The following is a 19,489-nucleotide window of genomic DNA, read 5'->3' on the forward strand; positions in this document are numbered from 1 at the left end:
GGACTCTGGGGGAAAGAAATTGGCTGTCAAGTCGGGCTGTCGGGGGCATTTTGCCTAGATAAGTGGCGCAGGGCAGCAATGTCTAACAGCGATGTTGGAAGCCTACACCATAATCTTTGATTTGGTGTAGGAGGATGTCACCAAGGGGCTAAAGTTAACGCTTCACCCGTGAGACTAAAGGCGCGAACTTCGGTAATTTTTACCTTAACTAACTGTCCTTTTAATTCATTAATATTCCCGCTAAAGAACGTCAACCGATTCCCCCGCGTGCGCCCCATCACTTGGCTGGAATCCTTGGGATTTTGGTCTTCGACGAGAACCTCTTCAATCCGCCCGAAATACCGTTGCGATCGCGCGGCGGCTTTGGTGTTCACTAAATGGTTGAGTCGTTGTAGGCGATCGCTCTTTACCTCTTCACTCAGTTGATTCTCCCACAGGGCTGCGGGGGTACCAGGGCGAGGCGAGTAAGCGGCGGTGTTTAATTGGTCAAATTCAATATCCTCCACCAGTTTTAACGTATGCTCAAACTGTGCCTCGGTTTCTCCGGGAAAGCCGACAATCGCATCCGCACTAATCGACGCATCGGGCATATAATCGCGAATGGTATTAATAATTCGGCGATATTTTTCCTGGGTGTATCCCCGCGCCATGGCTTTGAGGATGTCGTTATCTCCGGATTGGAAGGGAATGTGGAAATGTTCGCAAACCTTGGGCAATTCCTTACAAGCGCGAATGAGTCGTTCGGTGAAATAGCGGGGGTGACTGGTGGCAAACCGAATCCGCTCAACTCCGGGGACATCGTGAACATAATAGAGTAAATCTGTCAAGGTGTGCTGATGTCGTCCCGATTCAGTCACGCCCGGTAAATCTCGCCCGTAAGCATCAATATTTTGTCCCAGCAGGGTAATTTCCTTATACCCTTGCTGTCCTAATTCCGCCATTTCCGCCCGAATCGCCTCCGGGGTGCGGGATTGTTCCACACCGCGCACATTGGGGACAACGCAGTAGGTGCAGCGTTCGTTACAGCCGTAAATTACATTCACCCAAGCCGTAACGGTGCTATCGCGGCGGGGTTTGGTAATGTCTTCGACGATATGGATGGGTTCAGTGGCGACAATTTGGTTTCCGTCGGAGACTTGTTCGAGTAAGTCTTGCAGGCGATTGGCGTGTTGAGGTCCCATAACTAAATCTAATTCCGGGACACGCCGCAGCAGCGCTTCTCCTTCCTGTTGGGCGACACAGCCAGCGACAATTAAGGTAAGGTCGGCTTGTTCTTGTTTCCGCTTTGCCTGTCTACCCAGGTAGGAATAGACTTTTTGTTCAGCGTTATCGCGAATCGTGCAGGTGTTGTAGAGGATCAGGCTGGCGTCATTGGGGTCTTCTGACCACTCAAATCCCATATCTTCTAAGATACCAGCCATGCGTTCCGAGTCGGCTTTGTTCATTTGGCAGCCGAAGGTGGTGATATGGTAGCGACGGGGAGAGGTGGTCATGTTAAGTCGTAGGGTTTTGATATTGCGTACAGATTATCATTATAAGTTTTGGCTGATGATGGCATGAGTATCCCATCTCCAAGAGCGATCGCACAAGTTTGTAGTCGGGGCTTTAGCCCCGTTCCCAAAGCGATCGCGCTAACCTAGTTCATAAATCGTTTGGGCGGTGTACGGTACATCCTTGTGTTTTTTTAACGCAGAGGGACGCAGAGGTCAACGCAGAGGGGCGCAGAGGTGTTTATGATGGTTTGGGGTCAGATTGTTTATTTTATTATTTTACAGGTCTATGTGGTATCGCGGCGTAAGTTCTGAAGTTGTTTGACAGGCTAAGCTAAGTCAGGTTTGAGTTTAATGCTAGGGTTTATAGTTATCAAGTTGAGATTTTTTTATGACATCTGTATCGATTGAACTTCCCAAAACTGTATTCTCTGCACTGAGGAAGAATCCTGATGAGTTTGTCCAAGAGATGCGAATAGCCGCTGCTGTAAAATGGTATGAACTGGGGCAAATATCTCAAAGTAAAGCGGCTGAAATTGCCGGAATAACTCGCGCTGAATTGATTAATGCGTTGTTTCGGTATCAAGTGGATTTTATGCAATACACGGCTGAGGAGTTGGCAGAGGAGAGTAATTCATCTGCATCTTAGTTGTCACTGTATCTGGCGCAACGAAGGGAGGTAACTTGTTAGTGGCAGATTAGGAGATTGAAAGATTTTGTAGGGGCGGGTTTCACGACTATCTTTTCGGTTGCACCCAGATGTAACTAAACCCACCCCGACTCAGGTGTCTAAACTTGCCATGAAACGTTCGCATCTGAAGGGGTAAGCGGGTTGGTGAGTCTTTAGATTGTGGCTGGCGAGTCTTTATGTGTGGTTGACGACTCTTTGAGTGTGGCTAGCGAGTCTTTATGTGTGATTGACGACTCTTTGAGTGTGGTTAGCAAGTCTCTATGTGTGGCTAGCGACTCTCTATGTGTGGCTGACGAGTCTTTGAGCCTGGAACAAGTCCTCGCGAACCGCCTCAACGACTCAATCAACATAATCCGCCTATACTAACGGGTGAAACGGCAAGAAATGGGAAAGTAACTTCACCTTCAGCGTGAATCGAGACACAATCGGAACTTGGATTATCCGTTGTCGGGAACCCGCAACATCCCTTCTTCAATCGCCGCCCAGGTTTTGGGCGATACCCGCACGGCTGATTCCTTGCACTTAACCATCAGTAAATTGGCATAGCAATAGTTTGACATTGCCTCTGCTTCTGCTTCAGATAAATTGATCAATTCTGGGTTTAAATTAAAACCTTTGAGACAAGTCTGTAATAGTTGATCAGCAAATGCTAGATGTTTGTTATCCAATCTGCCCAACGTAATAACGCTTGTAACCGAGGAGTATTAATATAGGTTTGCGCTTCTTTTGCCATCAACAAGAGTAACTCATCTGCCCCACCTCGCATCAATCCAGAAACCAACAAAAATACCTCTCGCCAGCGCTGATCAGTAAGATGTTCTTTGACTAACTTATCAATTTGGCGATGATCATCAATATATTGCGCCGTTAAATATTCCTGAAGCGTTAAATGAGAAAACGAGTAAACCCCTTCTGCCCGTTGGACTAATACCCCATGTTGTTTTTCAATTGATGTTAAAACCACTTCCCCATCAATCAACTTTTCATCAGGGAGCATTTCTTTCAAAAGTTGCTCAATTTGATCCGTAATTTCCCGTCTGGGTAAAAATAAATGATCTGCCTGAAATGCATCATGGGCAATTTCCGACAGCATCATCTCCTTGCGTTTAGTATCTAAACCCTTATAAAGGTCATCTTTAAACACACCTTTTTCCGCTGCCCATTCTTCCAGCAAGACACGCAATGCTCGTTCATACAGCGTAGCGCGGTTGGTAGGAAATTTCCGCGATCGCTGATAGAGTAAACAGACTAACGTCAGCAACAACGGCGTCTGTGTAAGTTCCTTCGCCGCTTGGTTTTCCTGATCATTCAGCTTTTTCCAGCACTCTTTCCCCGTCTTAGGTTCATGCCTAAACCAATTACTAATAAAATTTTCAATCTGAGCATCATCAAACTCTGCCATTGCCACATCGGTAAAGCGGCGGAAGTTGTGGCGATAAGCGGCAACTCGACAGGAAGTAATAAAGCGATTCTTATCATGTAAATCGACAAAGTTCTGAATATGCTGAATTACCTGATTCAGGCGCTCCGTTGGCACTTCATCCAATCCATCCAGCAAAATCAACAGCTTTCCTTGTTCCAATGCTTTAGCGGTAAATTCCTGGTACGAGGGAAAACCACAGATGCGGAATTCTTCAGCAATTTTATGTTCAATATCAATATCACCCTGGTTAAACGTCTTGAGTTCAATCAATACCGGAATACAAGCGTGTTTAAATTTTCCCTTCTTTCCCTTCAGCGCTTCCAATCCCATCCGGCGCAAGAAGGTAGACTTTCCCGCACCGGGACTTCCTAACACCATCAAATACTGCTTTTGATTGGCGACAGTGATTCCGGGTTGCTTGGGGCAATCTTTAGACTGAAAACTCCGCTGTTTTGCTTTCCGATAGATAAGTTCCAGGGTTTCAACGGATTCAAAACTCTGAATCGCGGCATCATCCAAAAATTGCACCGTGGTATAAACCGATTCCAAGGAAACAGGTTCTCGCATTCCTAAGACTTTCAGAATGCCATGACGTTCTGTATAATTCTGTGCATATTGCCGAGAGGCTTTAAAAATCGCTTGTTTGGCTTTTTCATCCAGAGTTTTGCCAAATAATCCCAGAACTTTACCCCCTTTTCCCCAGAGGGTTTGGAAAACGGGAACAGCGATTCCGCTAATCGCTTGAGCGATGAGAACTTCAGATCCAGTCATGGCGGTAAGAATGCGTAGCTAGGGGAATACTATACAGGTTAACAGAGTTTGTAGTAAGCGCTTTAGCGCTTCTGGCACTAAAGTGCCTACTACGAACCAAGGCTGGAATCCCTACAGTTTTGGTTTAACAACTAGCGCCACTATCAACGCAGGTGTACCGCCAATTAACCCGATAATCAACCAACGGCGAAAATCAAACCCCTTGCGTCGAGCCAGGAGCGCCGCGATAATACCAATGATGCAGTGAAACGTTAACAGAAGATAGGGATTGGGTTGTAGTGGTAAATTAGACAGCAAGACAACTCCTCTAAATCGATGCGACGGATATCCAGTTGTTATCAACAATAGCAGATTTTTTCACTAAGGCTTTCACTCGAAAAGGCAGCATAAAAAACGCCTTATTTACACTTCACTTTGTTTAAGGACATACTTTTTACGTTTTACTCTGCTCTCCTGGCTTCGGTTCATTTGGTCTGGCGAAAAAGTCAACCATAATCGATTGTTTGTCTTGAACCTCCAGTAAAATCACCGAATAGGCGATTAATTCGTCAATCGCTAAACAAATGACTCCTACTAATACCAGAAACATTCCAGTAATAAATAAAAAAATGGGGACTCGTTCCAGTAACGTTATCCCCATAAAAAAATGCAGGGCAATAGCAAATGAGGTCAGCACAAAAAAAACCACCGCTAATGTATCGCAGAGGGTTGCATTCCGCACATACCAGGCTCGGCGCAATAGATTATTCAGTTGATGTTCTAAGCTTAAAAAGCGAATATCTTCTCCCGAATCGAACTGTCCTTGATGCATTAATTCTCGCGAAAGGATTCTTCTCTCGTTGTTCAATAAGCGGATGCGATTTAATAAGGAAGACTGTCTCGCATTTAATCCCAAAAAAAATAATCCACTGGAGGAAATCATCACAGCAGGTGCAAGAATAGCTTGAATGACTTGAGTGACAGTGAGAGACATTTGATCCATGATTTTCTGGGGTGCTACCTAGCTAAATCTTGAGCAGTATAGCGCAGGATTGCCCTTGAATGCGATAGTCAGAGGAGATACATTATATCAGGAATAATTTTGTAACCCACGTTACAGGACGTTTGTAGTAAGGGAGCTTTAGCCCTAAATTAGTCGGGGCTTTAGCCTTACATGAGAAATGGTGCGTTACGCTTACATGAGAAATGGTGCGTTACGCTTACATGAGAAATGGTGCGTTACGCTTCGCTAACGCACCCTACAATTGGACGACGATTGGACGACGATTGGACGACAATTTGCTGGGTGGAAAAGGGTATTTACTCTACCATCGATTGCAAGGGTAACATAACTGTAAACGTTGTCCCTTTGCCAACTTCGCTTTCCACCGTAATCAGTCCACCATGCAAATCCACACATTTCTTGACAATGGCTAATCCTAATCCCGTTCCCTGAATTGTGCCAACATTACCGGCTCGTTGAAACGACGAGAAGAGTTTTTTGATATCCTCTGGCGGAATACCAATCCCTTGATCTTGAATATGGAAAATCGCCGATTCCCCTTCGCAAGTTAACTCAACTTTTACCTCACTCCCTTGGGGAGAATACTTAATCGCATTAGAAATTAAGTTGTTCAAGATATGCTGTAACAGTTTCTCATCCATTTGAGCATCACCACAGTCACCATGACTGATAAAGTTAATCGAATGCTGTTGACTGATGCTCATTTCCAGCGTGTCTACAATTTCCTGACAGAATCCGATTAAATCCATCTCTGCTGGCTTAAACGTAAGCTTTCCTGCCTCAGCTTTACCGATTGTTAGCACATCATCCAATAACTGCGTCATCCGGCTAACCGCGATTTGAATGCGCTGATAATGAGCTTTTTTCTTTTCATCCGTTAATTTTTTGCTGTAACGCTCTAACAGTTCTGACGATGAAAGAATTGCCGTTAATGGGGTGCGAAATTCGTGAGAGACTAAAGAAACAAAACTAGAGCGCAGTTCACTTAGTTCTCGTTCTTTTTCCAAGGCTTTAATAATTTCCGCTTCTGCCTTTTTCAACGGTGTAATATCCCGTCCAACTCCCTGAAACTCGACAATATTCCCCTCATTATCGAACATCACCCGCTCAGTCCATTGTTGCCAGCGAATCTCATTGTCTGGCAAAATGACCCGGTGTTCATAGGTGACGATGGGCTGTTCAACGGAAAGGGTTTTAAATTGCTGGTTGACAAATTCCTGGTCGATGTCGGGAATCTGGGGTTTGAATCGATATCCGATTAATTCGGAGCGTGGTTGGTTGAAATAGCGACAGTAAGCATCATTAACAAACGTGAATGTACCATCGGCTTTAAACCGACAAATCAATTCGGTTTGATCTTCAACAATGGCTCGATAACGTGCCTCACTTTGACGCAGGGCTTCCATGGCTTGCTTGCGTTCGGTGATATCCTCGATCATGGCTAAGGTATAGAGTACGTCACCTTGTTTATCCCGCAAAGCGATGAGGGTTAAATTCACCCAGACTAAATCTTTATTCTTTTTGATATAACGTTTTTCCAGTTGAAAGCTGTCAATTTCCCCGCGAATTAACTGCTGCATATAAGGAATTTCCAGCGCCAACTCGTCGGGGTGGGTAATATCCTTAAAGCTGAGTGCCATGACTTCGGATTGACTGTACCCCAGCATGGAATAAAATGCCCGATTTATGCGAATATAGCGATCATTTAAGTCTGCCAATGTCATGCCAATGGGCGCTTCATCAAATACCCGACGAAACTGTTGTTCGCTATTGCGTAACTCGGCTTCAGTTTGCTGATGCTGAAGAATTTCTGCTTGTAGTTGCGCGTTTGCCTGTTGGAGTTCGTGAGTCCGTTCCTCAACTCGCTGTCCTAAATCCCCCATCGCCGCTTGCAGTTTGGCTTCTGCTTGCTTACGATCGCTAATATCCCGACCTTCGGCAATTAAGAGTTCGATCTCGCCGTTTTCTTTCCGCAGGGGTTTGAGGGAAAAGTCAATCGTGATCACGGACTGATCGGGGGCTAAAATATCAGCTTCGTAGCGAATTGTTTTTCCTGTTGCAGCTTCCGCGATCGCGGTTTTTAATTGCTGTTGAGTTTCCGGAGAAATTGTCCAACATTTTAATTCCCAGAAGGGATACCCAAGCACCTGAGAACTATCCAGTTGGCAAAAGTCTGTAGCCGTCTGGTTATCAGCAATGACATCCCCCTCTAGAGTGAGCAAACTAGATAATTGAAAGGTTTGATTGAAAACCGCCCGAAATCGCCGTTCACTTTCTCGCAGTTGGCATTCGGCTTGCTGGCGACTTAAAGCGTTCGCAAAGATACCGCCAATGATTTGTAAGAGGGAGAGGATATCGTCTGACCAATTTTTTTCGGCGTTAACCGCAGAACACCCTAAATATCCGATTAGATGATTACCTTGGGCGATGGGAACAATGGCAACAGATTTAGCCCCGGTTAACTCCAGCGCTTGTTTCAGGGAATTGGCTTCGGGGGGTAAATCGGTGAGATGGGAAATTTGAATCGCTTCTAAGTTTCTCAGTTTTGCCATTCCCCAAGGGTAAGTCTCGGTGGGAAAATCTTGCCATTGCGGTTGGATGGAACTCACGCCCGGTGCATCCCATTCCTGGAGGATACTGGCTGTGGCAGCGTCTTCTGAGAATAATGCCATATAAGTGCGATCGCACTGGCAAAATTTACCGATTTTTTCCAGGGTATGCTGAATCGCATCCTCAATGCCATCAGAGGACAACTGGATGAATTGATGGGATAGGCTAGTGATTAACTGCTCAAACTCGATGCGTTCTTGTAGCTTGGCTTCTATGTGCTTGGTTTCGGTGATATCTTGACCAACACCATACAACCTACCATCATCCCCTGGAATGAGTTTCCACGCCAGCCAGCGATAACTCCCGTCTTGGTGACGAATGCGATGTTCACATTCTACCGCCTCGGTTGAGGTAAAATGGGCGATGGTGCGATCGCGATCATCGGGATGAATCAGTTCCCCGGAAGTATGCGATCGCAACTCCTCCTCTGTCCACCCCAAAACCTTTTCCCAAGCCGGATTCAGCGGCTGCCAATATCCCTCTTTGTGCCATATCCCGAATAAATCATCCGATATTCTCAAAAATAAATTCTGAGTGAATTCCCAGTTGGCTGGTTGCTCCATGGATTCACTAGGCGTTTGAAAACTATTCATTTTAATTTGGGTTGTAATCCTTCTGGACGACGGCAAACGATAATGTTTAGATGCACCCCTCTTAATTTTTCAGTATAGACACGTCATACAGAAGCTAAACATTGTACTACACCAACACTAGACATGGGGAGACTCCCCAAGACTGCTCGGTTAAGAGGAGCAGAGGGAGCAGAGGGAGCAATGTAGAGACGTAGCATGCTACGTCTGGGAGCAGGGGAAGCCAGGAAAAATTCCCCGTATTTCTTTAAAAAAGGTTTACATAAATTCATATATTTGCGTTTATACTAAACATTAAGACTGTTACATTAACGCAAGCCTAGACCTTCAGGGCAAAATTTTCCCATCCGTTCACCAAAGCAGGGAGAGTAACCCCCAACTCAGACGTACCATGGCACGTCTCTACATAACTTTTTCCTGGGAACCTTCTGCCATCTGCCATCTACCATCTGCCTTGTCTCTACCCAAAACGGGAGAATTAACCCGAATTTAGTCCAAAAGGGGATCTACCAGCCAAAGATAGGTTCGACGGATGCCAATCATCCGATTTGTTGACTATCCTCACCCCAAACTAGGAGTATTTCATGCTGGTAACCACCCCATTAGACAAAAGTATCACAGTTAAACGCCTACTTAAACTGTGGGCAGCCCGTTATGTCCCTGACTTATCCACACTTTCCTTAACCACTAACAAATGTACAACGATTGAGTTAATGGAAGCCGCCTCTCGTCAAGGGCGAGAGAAAACGGCAACTAAACTCTCTCGACTGATAGAAATTCACTGCAAATGTGCAGGTATTCGGACCAGTATTCTCTTCTCCTACATTCCCAACGTTGTCAACTTAACCGAATCCCAGGGTATCGCCACATCCTCAGCGCAGGTTTATGACAAGGTTTTATCCGTTTATCGAAAACAGTCACCAACTCCATCTCTAATGGAGGCGTTATCTGAAGCAGACACTGTGGATATTTCGACCGATTTATATAAAATCTCGGTCATGCCCAAATTAGAGCTACCCGAAGTTTCCTCCCTTGTGACAATTCTGACCCCAGAATTAATGCAATTTCAGTCCCAGCATTTATCTGCCAATAATCAGAATACGCTGGGATTTATGAGTACCCAGTTTCATCTCAGTTCCAAGGTGTTGTTGAATCGGTTAAGCCTACCGGAACAGTTATTGCTCTCTCCTTACTTTAAGTTTATTGAAGAGCAAGTATGTATTCCCTGGCAACGGGTATGCACGGCGGCAGCTCAACATTCTCTTAATTCTCCTGTATTAGCCTTAGTCGAACAACTCATTCCCAAAAGTCAAGAAATTGCCACCAGGGTTTATCGGAAAGCCTTAGAACAGTATCCTAATTATCGCAGCCGTCGCGGAAAACTGGATCATCCAGAAGTTAAAGCCTCAAGTATCCGCGATGTGGAGATGTTTCAAGCTTATCTGTGGGTTTGTGTGTTGGAACAGAGTATGGCAGCAATGGAGAAGGAACTTTATCCCTTATGTGAGATGGTTTATCCCAGCGTAAGCGTTAGTTGGGAATTAGTGGAGAGCATGGTTGGACTTTTAGTAGACAAGATTCTCATCCGCCTAGACTCTGAGCAACAATCAACCGTTCAGCCTTATACCACCGCGATGAAGAAATTGTTTGCTTGTCGTTAAAGGGAACACCTCGGCTTCGCTCGGTGTGTAACAGGGAACAGGGAACGGGGAACGAGGAACAGGGAACGGGGAATAGCCTATTTGAGCCGGAAAGGTAGAGACGTAATCGGCTACGTTTCTACCCCCTCTCTGCCTCATCTCCTAGAATAGAGACATTAGAGTTGGTTAAGTCTCTATGGAAACCATTATTGGCACAGTGTTCGGGATCATTCTGCTGGTAGGATTCAGCGGCTTTAAGATCGATCGCGAATATGAACGCGGCGTGATCTTTCGCTTGGGACGGTTCAGCAATGTCAGAGGACCGGGGATGTATTGGATTCTACCTCTGATTGACCAAAAAGCCCAAGTCGATATCCGCACCAAAACCGTGGATATCGCCCCCCAAGAAGCGGTAACGGCTGACAGTGTGACGATTAAAGTCAATGCGGTTTTATATTATCGCATCATTGATCCATTCCGGGCAATTAATAAAGTCGAAAATTACGAAATAGCGGTTTATCAAGCCGCGATGACGACATTACGCAATGTCGTGGGGCAAAATATCTTAGATGATGTCTTGCAAAACCGCGATAAAATCAACCTGCGTGTGCAAGAAATTGTAGACGAAATCACCGAATCGTGGGGGGTAGTGATTGAACGGGTAGAAATTAAAGATGTAGAAATTCCCACGAATATGCAACGGGCAATGGCAAAAGAAGCTGAAGCCGTGCGGGAAAAACGGGCGCGTCTGATTAAGGCTTCCGCAGAACAAGAAGCGTCAATTAAGCTAGCTGAAGCCTCGCAGAAGATTGTGGAAAATCCAGCCGCTTTAGAACTACGGCGTTTACAAATGCTGACGGAAATTGGCGCGGAAAATAACACCACAACCTTGATTATGATGCCATCCGATTTTATTACCTTAGCCAAGCAATGGACGGAGGTATTAAATCAGGGCAATAAGGTTGGAAGTAATGGGGTTGTTCAGGTTAAATCAACCGATGAACCGATTCCCTTAGATTTGTCTTCCATTCCAGAGGATAACCCGTAGTTCGTAGTTCGTAGTCAGGGCTTTAGCCTAATCATCGTATTCTATCCAGGAATAAATTCGACAGGTTCGTAGTAAGGGCTTTAGCCTAATCATCGTATCATACCCAGGGATAAACCTGACAATTAAATCGGGCGCACGTCGGTGCGCCCCTACGTTTTCTTGGTGTAATTATCATCCTCTCAAGCAGGAATTTACCTGATTCAGAATGGCACATTTTTAGTAACGAGGATTCGATAATGACCCATATCTTATCTATGGTAGTTGACATTACATCTCCTAAACTGATGACAAAAACCCTAACAATTACTGAAGTCGTTACGTCCCTCAACGAAGCCGAATCGCGGTTCAATATTCGCCGAAATGATAATCTTGAGTTCTTTTCAGAATGGCAAGACAATCTTCCTGAACTCACCCAATCCGAACGGGAAACCCTCAACCGGATTAAAACGAGCTATCTTTACAACAGTGCAGATGGCTCAATGACCGAAGCGACCGTTAATTTACTCCTCGTTTCTCCACTATTGTACCTAGCTGGTTTTTGTGATCCTCCCTATAAACTTAAAGGAGAAAAATCAGTCGAGTTTACGGTTGAAGAACGAGAAGAAACCTATCGCGGACGCATTGACGCTCTCGTGTTAAAAAATCAATTTTGGCTAACCCTGATTGAATCCAAACAAACCAAATTTTCCTTTTCAGTCGCCATTCCCCAAGCCCTCGCCTACATGATGGCTAATCCTGATCCCACACAACCGTCTTTTGGCTTAGTTACTAATGGGGATAATTTCCTTTTTCTTAAATTAATTCAAGAACCTGTCGGCTACTATGATTTGTCCACTGACTTTTCCATCTTTGCTCGTCCGCACAATGAACTATACACCGTTCTGCAAATTATGAAACGAATTGGCACCTTAATTACATGAACAAGCGCAGGTTCGTAGTTCGTAGTAAGGGCTTTAGCCTAATCATCGTATTCTATCCAGGGATAAATTTTACAGGTTCGTAGTCAGGGCTTTAGCCTAATCATCGTATTCTATCCAGGGATCAACCTGACAATTAAATCGGGCGCACGCCGTGCGCCCCTACATTGGGGTGTACCTCACGCACTTGGGAACTGCTAGCCAGAAATTTGTTTGCTCATTGTTGTTACTGTACCTCATAGCAGCGCGAAGCGCTGTAAGCTGTCATGCATTTAAATTGGGTATTAGTAGCGAACAAGATGCTAGCACTAAAAGGATTTCGTCATGATTGACATTAAGATTGAAATGCCGAACCGCTGACCGATTAAAACTGATAGCCTACACTAAAATGAAATCCCTCATCTTGAGCGTTTTCTCTCCGATCATCCAAATCCACAAAAGGAATCCCATAGTCGAGGCGGAGATTTAAGTTAGAGATAGGTTCCCAAAGTACACCTAATCCTAAACTCGCTAAAAACGTCTGATCAGGTTGATCATTGGGATTATCAGGATGATTCCACACCGCCCCTACATCAACAAAAGGTGCCAGTTGAAACGTCGGTAATCCAGTTTCATTCCTCTCCAGTGTAATCCGATCTTCAATCGAAACGCGAAACCCATTATCCCCAGAACGCACATTTTGCCTGTACCCGCGCAGCGTTTGTCCACCACCAATTACAAATTGTTCAGAAGCCAGGAGAGAATCGGGGGTAAGTTGTAAGTTAGCCGCAATAATTAATAGATGATTCTCGCCCAATATTTGTGTGCGTTGCACTTGACCCAACCAGCTAAAAAAGCGACTATCTGGAATTGGTGCATCATTGGTTGTGGCGTCAAAGAAATCGGTACCGATGTTAAACTGCGATCGCAAACTCCATGCGCCCTGGATATCCCGTTTCACGTAGTCTTGTCCAAAGCGGAAGACACTGGTGCGACTCACGCCATCTTCATCGGGTCCAATCCCAAAGGGAGTGGGTAGGCGGTCAAAGATAAAGGTTTGACCATCTCGGTAACTAAATCCTAAAGACAGGGCAAATTCTTGGCGCAGAGTACGAATTAAGGGTTGACGGAAGCTGATTTCATAGAGTTCGGTTTCCCCTTCGATATTCAGAGCATCAAAGGGTTCTTGGGTAATTTCATTGCGGTCAATAACGGTACGCAGTTGTAGTGTTCCGTCTTTTGCATTCAAGGGAACCTGATAGCTAAAATCAAACAAATTAGAACCGCCCGTTGTGGAACGGGAATAGGAACCGGAAAGCGTATCGCCAATTCCAATCAGATTCCGATAACCGAGTTGAACCCCTAAGCGTTCTGAACCAATGCTAGGGGGAGAATAGTTATCAATACTGACATTTCCAAAGAACGGATTTTCCTCTTCAACTTGTATAACCAGAATACTTTCACCGACTTCATCACCAGCTTCTAGCGTAGTGTTAAAGGTGTCAAAAAGGGGACTGGTTCTCAGCAATCGCAATTGCTCTTCCAGAGTATCAATACGCAGGGGAGTAGTGACAGCTGATTGAACCCGTTTACGGATGTAGCTTGGCTTCAGTCGTTCGGTTCCTTCTATCTGAATTTCTGCTAAACGCCCTTCAATCACCTGAATGGTAACAACACCATCGGTTACATTCTGTTGCGGTAAAATCGCCGTTGAGGTAAAGTATCCAGCATCACGATAAAGTTGCGCGATCGCATCCGTGGCATTCTGAAGTTCGTTTATGGTAACAGTGCGTCCTTCTAAGGGTTGAATAATCGGATTTAACTCCTCTGCACCAAAAACGGTACTCCCTACAACTTCGATAGTGTTAACGTCGATTGTGGTTTCCGTTGATTCAGTTGGGGGCGGTTGAACGGGTTCTTCAGGGGTTGGTAAAATGGGTTCTGTTTCCGTTGGTTCAGAAGGAATAGGTTCGGGAGTAGGTTGGAGAAAACGGTCTTCGTTGGGGTTGGGTTGTTGGGCGAAGTCAAAGGTAGGAAAATGTTCGGTAGGTTCTGGTAAAGTTAGGGGAGGATTTGCCAAAGCGTAACCCTGTTCAAGTGCTGCAATCAGGGTAATCCCCCCGATGAGTAATAATTTAGTTTGTATCATTTCACTCCTCTTACACCCTGTCTTGAGTTATGCTAATTCCAGTCAAAGTTAACCGTAAAAGTCTTTTTTGATTTTCTTTTACGAATTGTCAACCAAGCTTTGCATATATTGTTCAAAAGGAAGACGCTGCTCAGGTGTTAAAACATCTCGTATTGCCATTCTCCGCTCAAATTGCAACTGGGAAATTTCTGTTCGTAACGCTTCAACGTCGCGGTATTTTTGTCGTACCTGACTTTCTGAGGCGTCGGCGCTGGCAATTAATGTTTCTAGTTCCTGTTGCGCTTCGTCCCATTTCTCATAGAGGGAGTCCAGTAAAGGACGAAACTTGCGGCTGATTTGACTAAGTTGAGTAATTTGTTCTTCTGTTAATCCTATCTCTTCAATGATTGGTGAGGGGTCTGGTGGAGTGTACTGTTCTATCGTTTGGGCTTGTAACTGAGGCGGGATAGAGTTCGATTCTGCCACAGCGTTAGCACTACTTAAGCAAAAAGCTAAGATTGTGATTGCAGAAATGCGACGTAACAGCATAATTATTTCTGACCTCGAAAAATGCTTTTTCAGATGTTGATGATAGTTTGCCGTTCAAGTTTCCATAAGGACTCTTTCCTCCTTAGACCAATGAAAGATTTTGGGATTTAACCTTAATCTCTAATTGCTGGTTTGGACATTGAACTATTGGAGTCGCTTCTTGTTACAGCTAAGGTTACTGATTTAACAGATAGTCGGTGTTCCCGCGAAGCGTGTCTGCATCCAATTGTTGTTGCAATGCTCTTTGATTAGCCTCACGAGCTCTTATACCTTCCATGAGATTATCCGAGCGCCTTTGATTGTTCATTAGCACCTCTAGTACTGCCATATTGGAATTCGCGACTCTTGGTAGCTGCTCAATTAGTGCGAAATCTCTTTCTACTCGTTGTATGCCGAGGGCCGTAGAGAGCATAACTGCTGCTCCATTAACGCCTAGATTGCTATTCGCCCCAGTCGTTTGTATCGCCGCATTGACTATTTCAGCGTTAATTTGGTTACTAAGACCAACCCCTGCAGCCAGTAAATTGTTAAGCTCTGGATTGGTGGTCAGGGCTGGAAACTCTCCGGTCGAGCCAACCGTCAAACCACTAAAATCACCACTACTAATCGCAGCAGCCTGAGCTATTAAATCGTTCACAACTGGATTGGTGGTAAGGGGAGGAACCTCTCCAGTCGAGCCAGTATTTCCGGTATCAGTTCCAGGAGCGCCTGTATTTGTTCCAGGAGTTCCACTATCAGTAGGAACGCCACCCACAACTTCATCTGGGGTGAGGGTTCCTCCAGGCTGAGTAACGCCATTGATAGTAATTGCTCCATCTAGTTGACCACTACCAGAGTCAGTTGATATCGTCTCAAAGTCCAAGCTACTGCCAGGACTGACTGAAATAGTTATATCTCCCGGAGTACCGGTTAACCCAGAAGTGGTATTGATGTTGTCAAAACTAATATCGCCACTGGTAGAAGTCAGATTGATTGAGCCGCTATCACCCGTATTACTCAACAAGTCTGTTGTAAAAGTTGCATCAATATCAAAAAGGGCATTGGAGTTAAACGTAATACTCCCAGCTGTAATACTGATATCCCTTCTGTTGGTGTCAATGCCACTGTTTGATACAAATGCTCCACCCGCTTCAAACGTAATCGTCCCTGAACCAAGCTGAAAAGTTAGCATCCCGTTCTGCATCGGTTCAATGGTAATCGTATTATCCGCCTGCAACAGGACATTAGTATTACCTGACAAACTTTCTAACTGATTCTCGCTAATTGTCGTCGGTTCTGCATCAGCAAACATTACCTGACCGCTAAAGCCACCCGGCGTTCCCCCAGCCGTAATCGTGATATCAGTTGGGTCAAGCAGTAACGTTCCACCGTCTCCATTAATTGCACTGGTATCAACTGTCCCCTCAAAATCTAAATTCTCCTTCCCTGATACCTCAACAAAACCACCATCTCCAGCCACTGCACCACCACGGCTGCTGATATCACCAAAAAACTGAGTCGTATCATCCGCCCAAAGCACGACAGTTCCGCCATCGTTATTGGTCAACGCATCCGCTTGAATCGTGGAATTCTGATTAACAAAAGTCCGTTGAGCGTTGAAAACCTCACCTTGACCCTGATAGTCACCACCGACTAAAACCGTACCCCCACCATTACTACCAGAAGCATCAATTTCTGCATCAACCAAACCCACACGCTGACCTAAAATGTGAACCGTTCCCCCGGTTTCACCACTAGCCGTATCAATGCTTCCAGAAACAATCGTCGTTCCCGTTTCTGTCGGAATGGGCTGATTTGAAGCCGCTAACCAAACTTGACCCTGATCATCAACTTGAATTTCGGTTGCTGGAACTACATCCCCACCCGTCACCAACTGTCCTAGACTTGCAGGTGAAATGTTGCCAACTCCGTTATCATCTAAATCGGCTACATCCAGCTTTAAACCCAGCGCCATATTTTCTTGGTTAATCACCACCTGACTGGTTCCGGGTACAGAGGCAACAGTAATCGTTCCCCCTGGTGCAGAGAAGGTTCCTGTATTAATCACGGCTCCAGCAACAACCGTTAAACCTTGCCCCTCACCCACAGCCAAATTACCTGCATTAATAATGCTTCCTGGCTGTTCCATGGCAAAGGAAAAATTAGTGGGATCACCCATGAGCGCTTGATAATTGTTGTCACCCACGGCATTAAACTGACCCCCCTCAAACCCAATGCTGCTGGCTGTCGTCGCCGTAAAAGCCGCTGGAAGATCTAAACTCGCCTGACTGCCAAAAACAATTCCAGCCGGATTCATTAAAAAGAGGTTAGAATTTCCCCCTGTAACCTGAATCAACCCATTAATCAGCGACGCTTCCCCACCGACAACTCCCGCCAAAATGTTGCGAATTTCTGGGTTGGAGAGGAAGTTGGCTATTTCTCCTTGACTCACGCCAAATTGATCAAACTGGTGGAAGAGATTGCTCCTATCTCCGGACAGCGAACCGCCGCTAATATCGATACGGTTGCCGTCGGGAGTAACGATGGTATTTGTCCCATCAGCAGGTGTTATGGATTGAGCTTGAATCGCTTTACTATCAACGCTTAGAGAAAGTAACGCTGTAGCGATCGCAATGGAAAATCCGACTGATTGGAAGCTTGACATGATGCATTCCTCAGTATCTCTACTTCAGAAATAGTAGCATAACCTTTTTCTACCTGAGCCGGATTATCAAGGCGCGATCGCGTTTTTTGGGGAGGTCATGTCATCGTTAGATTGGCATGGAAAGCAAGCCCTAATGAATTCCTAAGTATTCGGGCAAAAGAAAACAGCGCTCCATTAAGTTTTGTAAATAGTTTCAAACCCTTACAAAGGATGACTTTTCATATCATGTCTTGACGATTACCCATAATTGCAATAGCCTAAAAAATGGGGGTTTGTCAGGCGTTTTTATTCAGGGGAAGACCGGACATAATACCACCATCTCAACGGGCAAGCCTACCAGCAAATATTACACGCTTTAGGCGAAAATCGTGCCACCCGTCTCCCTTATAATCTCGGTATTCTAAAGATTTAGTCTGCCTCTAGAAGATCACGAATTTGCGGTTAGACTCATCGAGTTATTTTAGTTGTCCAAATAGGGCTTAAAATCAAAGACGAAGTAGAAGCAGAACAAACGTTTCGGACTTGGGTAAGGCAAAAAGTTCAAAAGTAAAGTTTTGAGTCTTTTGGTATAAGTCCGTTATGGGTTCTCTTTGGTTAATTCTCTGCCTTAACAAAGACGCCTAAACCAAAATCACAACTTCTGTTCCTAGACGAGCATTTACTCATTTTTACATTAATCTCATACCTATCCTCGGCTGGAGGAACAAAAGGAACAACAGCGACGGCATAATCGGTCATATCAGATGCGATGACATTACCTTGCATGTCTTCGACAATGATATCCACGTCCTCACAACTCTTATCGCAAACAGCAACGAAACTATACTCTCGACTGGGCGATAAAAATACCGTCTTCGGTGCTTGCGCCCCTCTAGAGAGTCTGGCTACCGTTCGTGGAAATACCAGTTGATAGCCCTCCTCGTCTTGGGCTTCAATGACTGCTCGAATTTGAGCTTCGACTTCTTGCTCGGATTCGTTTAGGGGTCTAGCCGTTGCGGTAATCTGAACTGTTGTCACTGAGAACAGCGCTAGGGTAGACACAATCAGACGTGGAACAATCTTCATGGCAATGATGGTATGGTATGAAGCCCAAATGGATTATTGTACACCGTCGGTTCGCGATCGCCTATTTTTCGGTTCCGTTCAACTGCTCAAAAGACCAATGACCAAATGACCAATAACAACTAAGACTCGTCCTCCACAGGCAAAAACTCCTTCGTCTCCGGTGAATATTCCCAAGCAACTCCGTCTGGATCTTTACTTTGACTCCATTGGGCAAAATCCGGATCAGATTTGCGCTTGCCAATCGTACTCGAATGAACATCGAGTCGTTTGGCTAATTCTGCCTGAATCAAAGCCTGACCCTCTTTCTCTTCATCCTCAGATTGCTCAGATTGAGGTGATGGCTTCTCCGGCGGGGATTCGAGTTTTTCTGGAATGTCCGCTTCCTCCGTCTCAGATTCCCAAGGACTGGACTTATCCTCTATCTCCTCCTCCGTCTCATCCTCTTCATCCTCCATCAGCCATTGAATCAGCTTTGGGGCTTGATTGGTAAAGGATTCAGACTCTTGTTCCGGTAGCGGTTCACTACTGTCAAAGATACTTCCCAGAGCATTAGCCGTGAGAAAGTAATAGACGATACCTTTATCCTCGTAGTCTCGACGCTTCGCCCCAAATTCTTCTGCCTTTCTATCCAAGTATCGCTGGGCGGCGGTTCCAGAGATGTTCGCTTTAATGGACAAGTCTAGGGGCGTCAAGCAACCCTGATTGTCTTTGATCAGCTGATTGAAGAAGGGATTGACTTGCTTACTCCATTGCAGCCACCGATACTGTTGCCAAATTTTCAACAGAATAATCACAACCAAAAGCGCAAGCAGATAGGGCCACGTTTTAAACAACAGGACGAATACAAACGCGATCGGGAGTAGGAGAATTAGAATCCCTGTAGTACTGCTATCAATTACTTTTCCTGTCATATCCCTGCTTGCAATTTTCTCTTAAGCTTA

Annotated in this window: 15 protein-coding genes; 4 read left to right on the forward strand and 11 right to left on the reverse strand. The window is 45.2% G+C overall.

The window, feature by feature from the left end:
• Positions 1 to 137 precede the first annotated feature (137 nt).
• On the reverse strand, positions 138 to 1,493 hold the full coding sequence (gene miaB / locus RIC07_RS27085; protein WP_446397228.1) for a tRNA (N6-isopentenyl adenosine(37)-C2)-methylthiotransferase MiaB: 1,356 nt from the start codon (positions 1,491 to 1,493) through the stop codon (positions 138 to 140).
• 388 nt (positions 1,494 to 1,881) lie between these two features.
• Between miaB and RIC07_RS27090 the strand changes: the two genes are divergently transcribed.
• Positions 1,882 to 2,139 carry a UPF0175 family protein gene (locus RIC07_RS27090; protein ID WP_446345758.1) on the forward strand — a complete coding sequence of 86 codons (258 nt, stop codon included), beginning with the start codon at positions 1,882 to 1,884 and terminating at the stop codon, positions 2,137 to 2,139.
• 479 nt (positions 2,140 to 2,618) lie between these two features.
• On the opposite strand, the gene RIC07_RS27095 is transcribed toward RIC07_RS27090, so the two are convergent.
• From RIC07_RS27095 to RIC07_RS27115, 5 genes are all read right to left on the reverse strand, one after another.
• Positions 2,619 to 2,849, reverse strand: a complete 231-nt coding sequence (locus RIC07_RS27095) for an NACHT C-terminal helical domain 2-containing protein (protein WP_446397229.1) — start codon at positions 2,847 to 2,849, stop codon at positions 2,619 to 2,621.
• The gene (locus RIC07_RS27100; RefSeq protein WP_446397230.1) at positions 2,831 to 4,375 is read right to left on the reverse strand and encodes an NACHT domain-containing protein; all 1,545 of its coding nucleotides are present in this window, start codon (positions 4,373 to 4,375) and stop codon (positions 2,831 to 2,833) included. Before RIC07_RS27100 ends, RIC07_RS27095 begins: the two co-directional genes overlap by 19 nt.
• Positions 4,376 to 4,486: 111 nt before the next feature.
• A complete protein-coding gene (locus RIC07_RS27105) occupies positions 4,487 to 4,672 on the reverse strand; it encodes a hypothetical protein (protein ID WP_446397231.1) in 186 nt (61 codons plus the stop codon).
• Positions 4,673 to 4,808: 136 nt separating this feature from the next.
• Positions 4,809 to 5,357 carry a DUF2721 domain-containing protein gene (locus RIC07_RS27110; protein WP_446397232.1) on the reverse strand — a complete coding sequence of 183 codons (549 nt, stop codon included), beginning with the start codon at positions 5,355 to 5,357 and terminating at the stop codon, positions 4,809 to 4,811.
• Between the two features lie 317 nt (positions 5,358 to 5,674).
• Entirely contained in the window at positions 5,675 to 8,581 is a 2,907-nt protein-coding gene (locus RIC07_RS27115; RefSeq protein WP_446397233.1) for a PAS domain S-box protein, read from the reverse strand.
• Positions 8,582 to 9,162: 581 nt separating this feature from the next.
• Here RIC07_RS27115 and RIC07_RS27120 point away from each other — a divergent pair.
• From RIC07_RS27120 to RIC07_RS27130, 3 genes are all read left to right on the forward strand, one after another.
• Positions 9,163 to 10,239, forward strand: a complete 1,077-nt coding sequence (locus RIC07_RS27120; protein ID WP_446397234.1) for a hypothetical protein — start codon at positions 9,163 to 9,165, stop codon at positions 10,237 to 10,239.
• 175 nt (positions 10,240 to 10,414) lie between these two features.
• The gene (locus RIC07_RS27125) at positions 10,415 to 11,266 is read left to right on the forward strand and encodes a slipin family protein (RefSeq protein WP_446397235.1); all 852 of its coding nucleotides are present in this window, start codon (positions 10,415 to 10,417) and stop codon (positions 11,264 to 11,266) included.
• Positions 11,267 to 11,502: 236 nt separating this feature from the next.
• A complete protein-coding gene (locus RIC07_RS27130) occupies positions 11,503 to 12,186 on the forward strand; it encodes a type I restriction endonuclease (protein ID WP_446397236.1) in 684 nt (227 codons plus the stop codon).
• A gap of 361 nt (positions 12,187 to 12,547) precedes the next feature.
• On the opposite strand, the gene RIC07_RS27135 is transcribed toward RIC07_RS27130, so the two are convergent.
• The 5 genes from RIC07_RS27135 to RIC07_RS27155 all read right to left on the reverse strand — a co-directional run bounded on the left by RIC07_RS27135 (position 12,548) and on the right by RIC07_RS27155 (position 19,459).
• A complete protein-coding gene (locus RIC07_RS27135; protein WP_446397237.1) occupies positions 12,548 to 14,311 on the reverse strand; it encodes a ShlB/FhaC/HecB family hemolysin secretion/activation protein in 1,764 nt (587 codons plus the stop codon).
• A 78-nt stretch (positions 14,312 to 14,389) separates the two neighbouring features.
• Entirely contained in the window at positions 14,390 to 14,839 is a 450-nt protein-coding gene (locus tag RIC07_RS27140; RefSeq protein WP_446397238.1) for a Spy/CpxP family protein refolding chaperone, read from the reverse strand.
• Positions 14,840 to 15,014: 175 nt separating this feature from the next.
• On the reverse strand, positions 15,015 to 17,483 hold the full coding sequence (locus tag RIC07_RS27145) for a two-partner secretion domain-containing protein (RefSeq protein WP_446397239.1): 2,469 nt from the start codon (positions 17,481 to 17,483) through the stop codon (positions 15,015 to 15,017).
• A gap of 594 nt (positions 17,484 to 18,077) precedes the next feature.
• Positions 18,078 to 18,548 carry a hypothetical protein gene (locus tag RIC07_RS27150; protein WP_446397240.1) on the reverse strand — a complete coding sequence of 157 codons (471 nt, stop codon included), beginning with the start codon at positions 18,546 to 18,548 and terminating at the stop codon, positions 18,078 to 18,080.
• Positions 18,549 to 18,667: 119 nt separating this feature from the next.
• Complete coding sequence (locus RIC07_RS27155) at positions 18,668 to 19,459, reverse strand: hypothetical protein (RefSeq protein WP_446397241.1); 792 nt, start codon at positions 19,457 to 19,459, stop codon at positions 18,668 to 18,670.
• Positions 19,460 to 19,489 lie beyond the last annotated feature (30 nt).

It is taken from the genome of Coleofasciculus sp. E1-EBD-02 (genome assembly GCF_040218245.1).
Taxonomy (GTDB): domain Bacteria; phylum Cyanobacteriota; class Cyanobacteriia; order Cyanobacteriales; family Coleofasciculaceae; genus Coleofasciculus.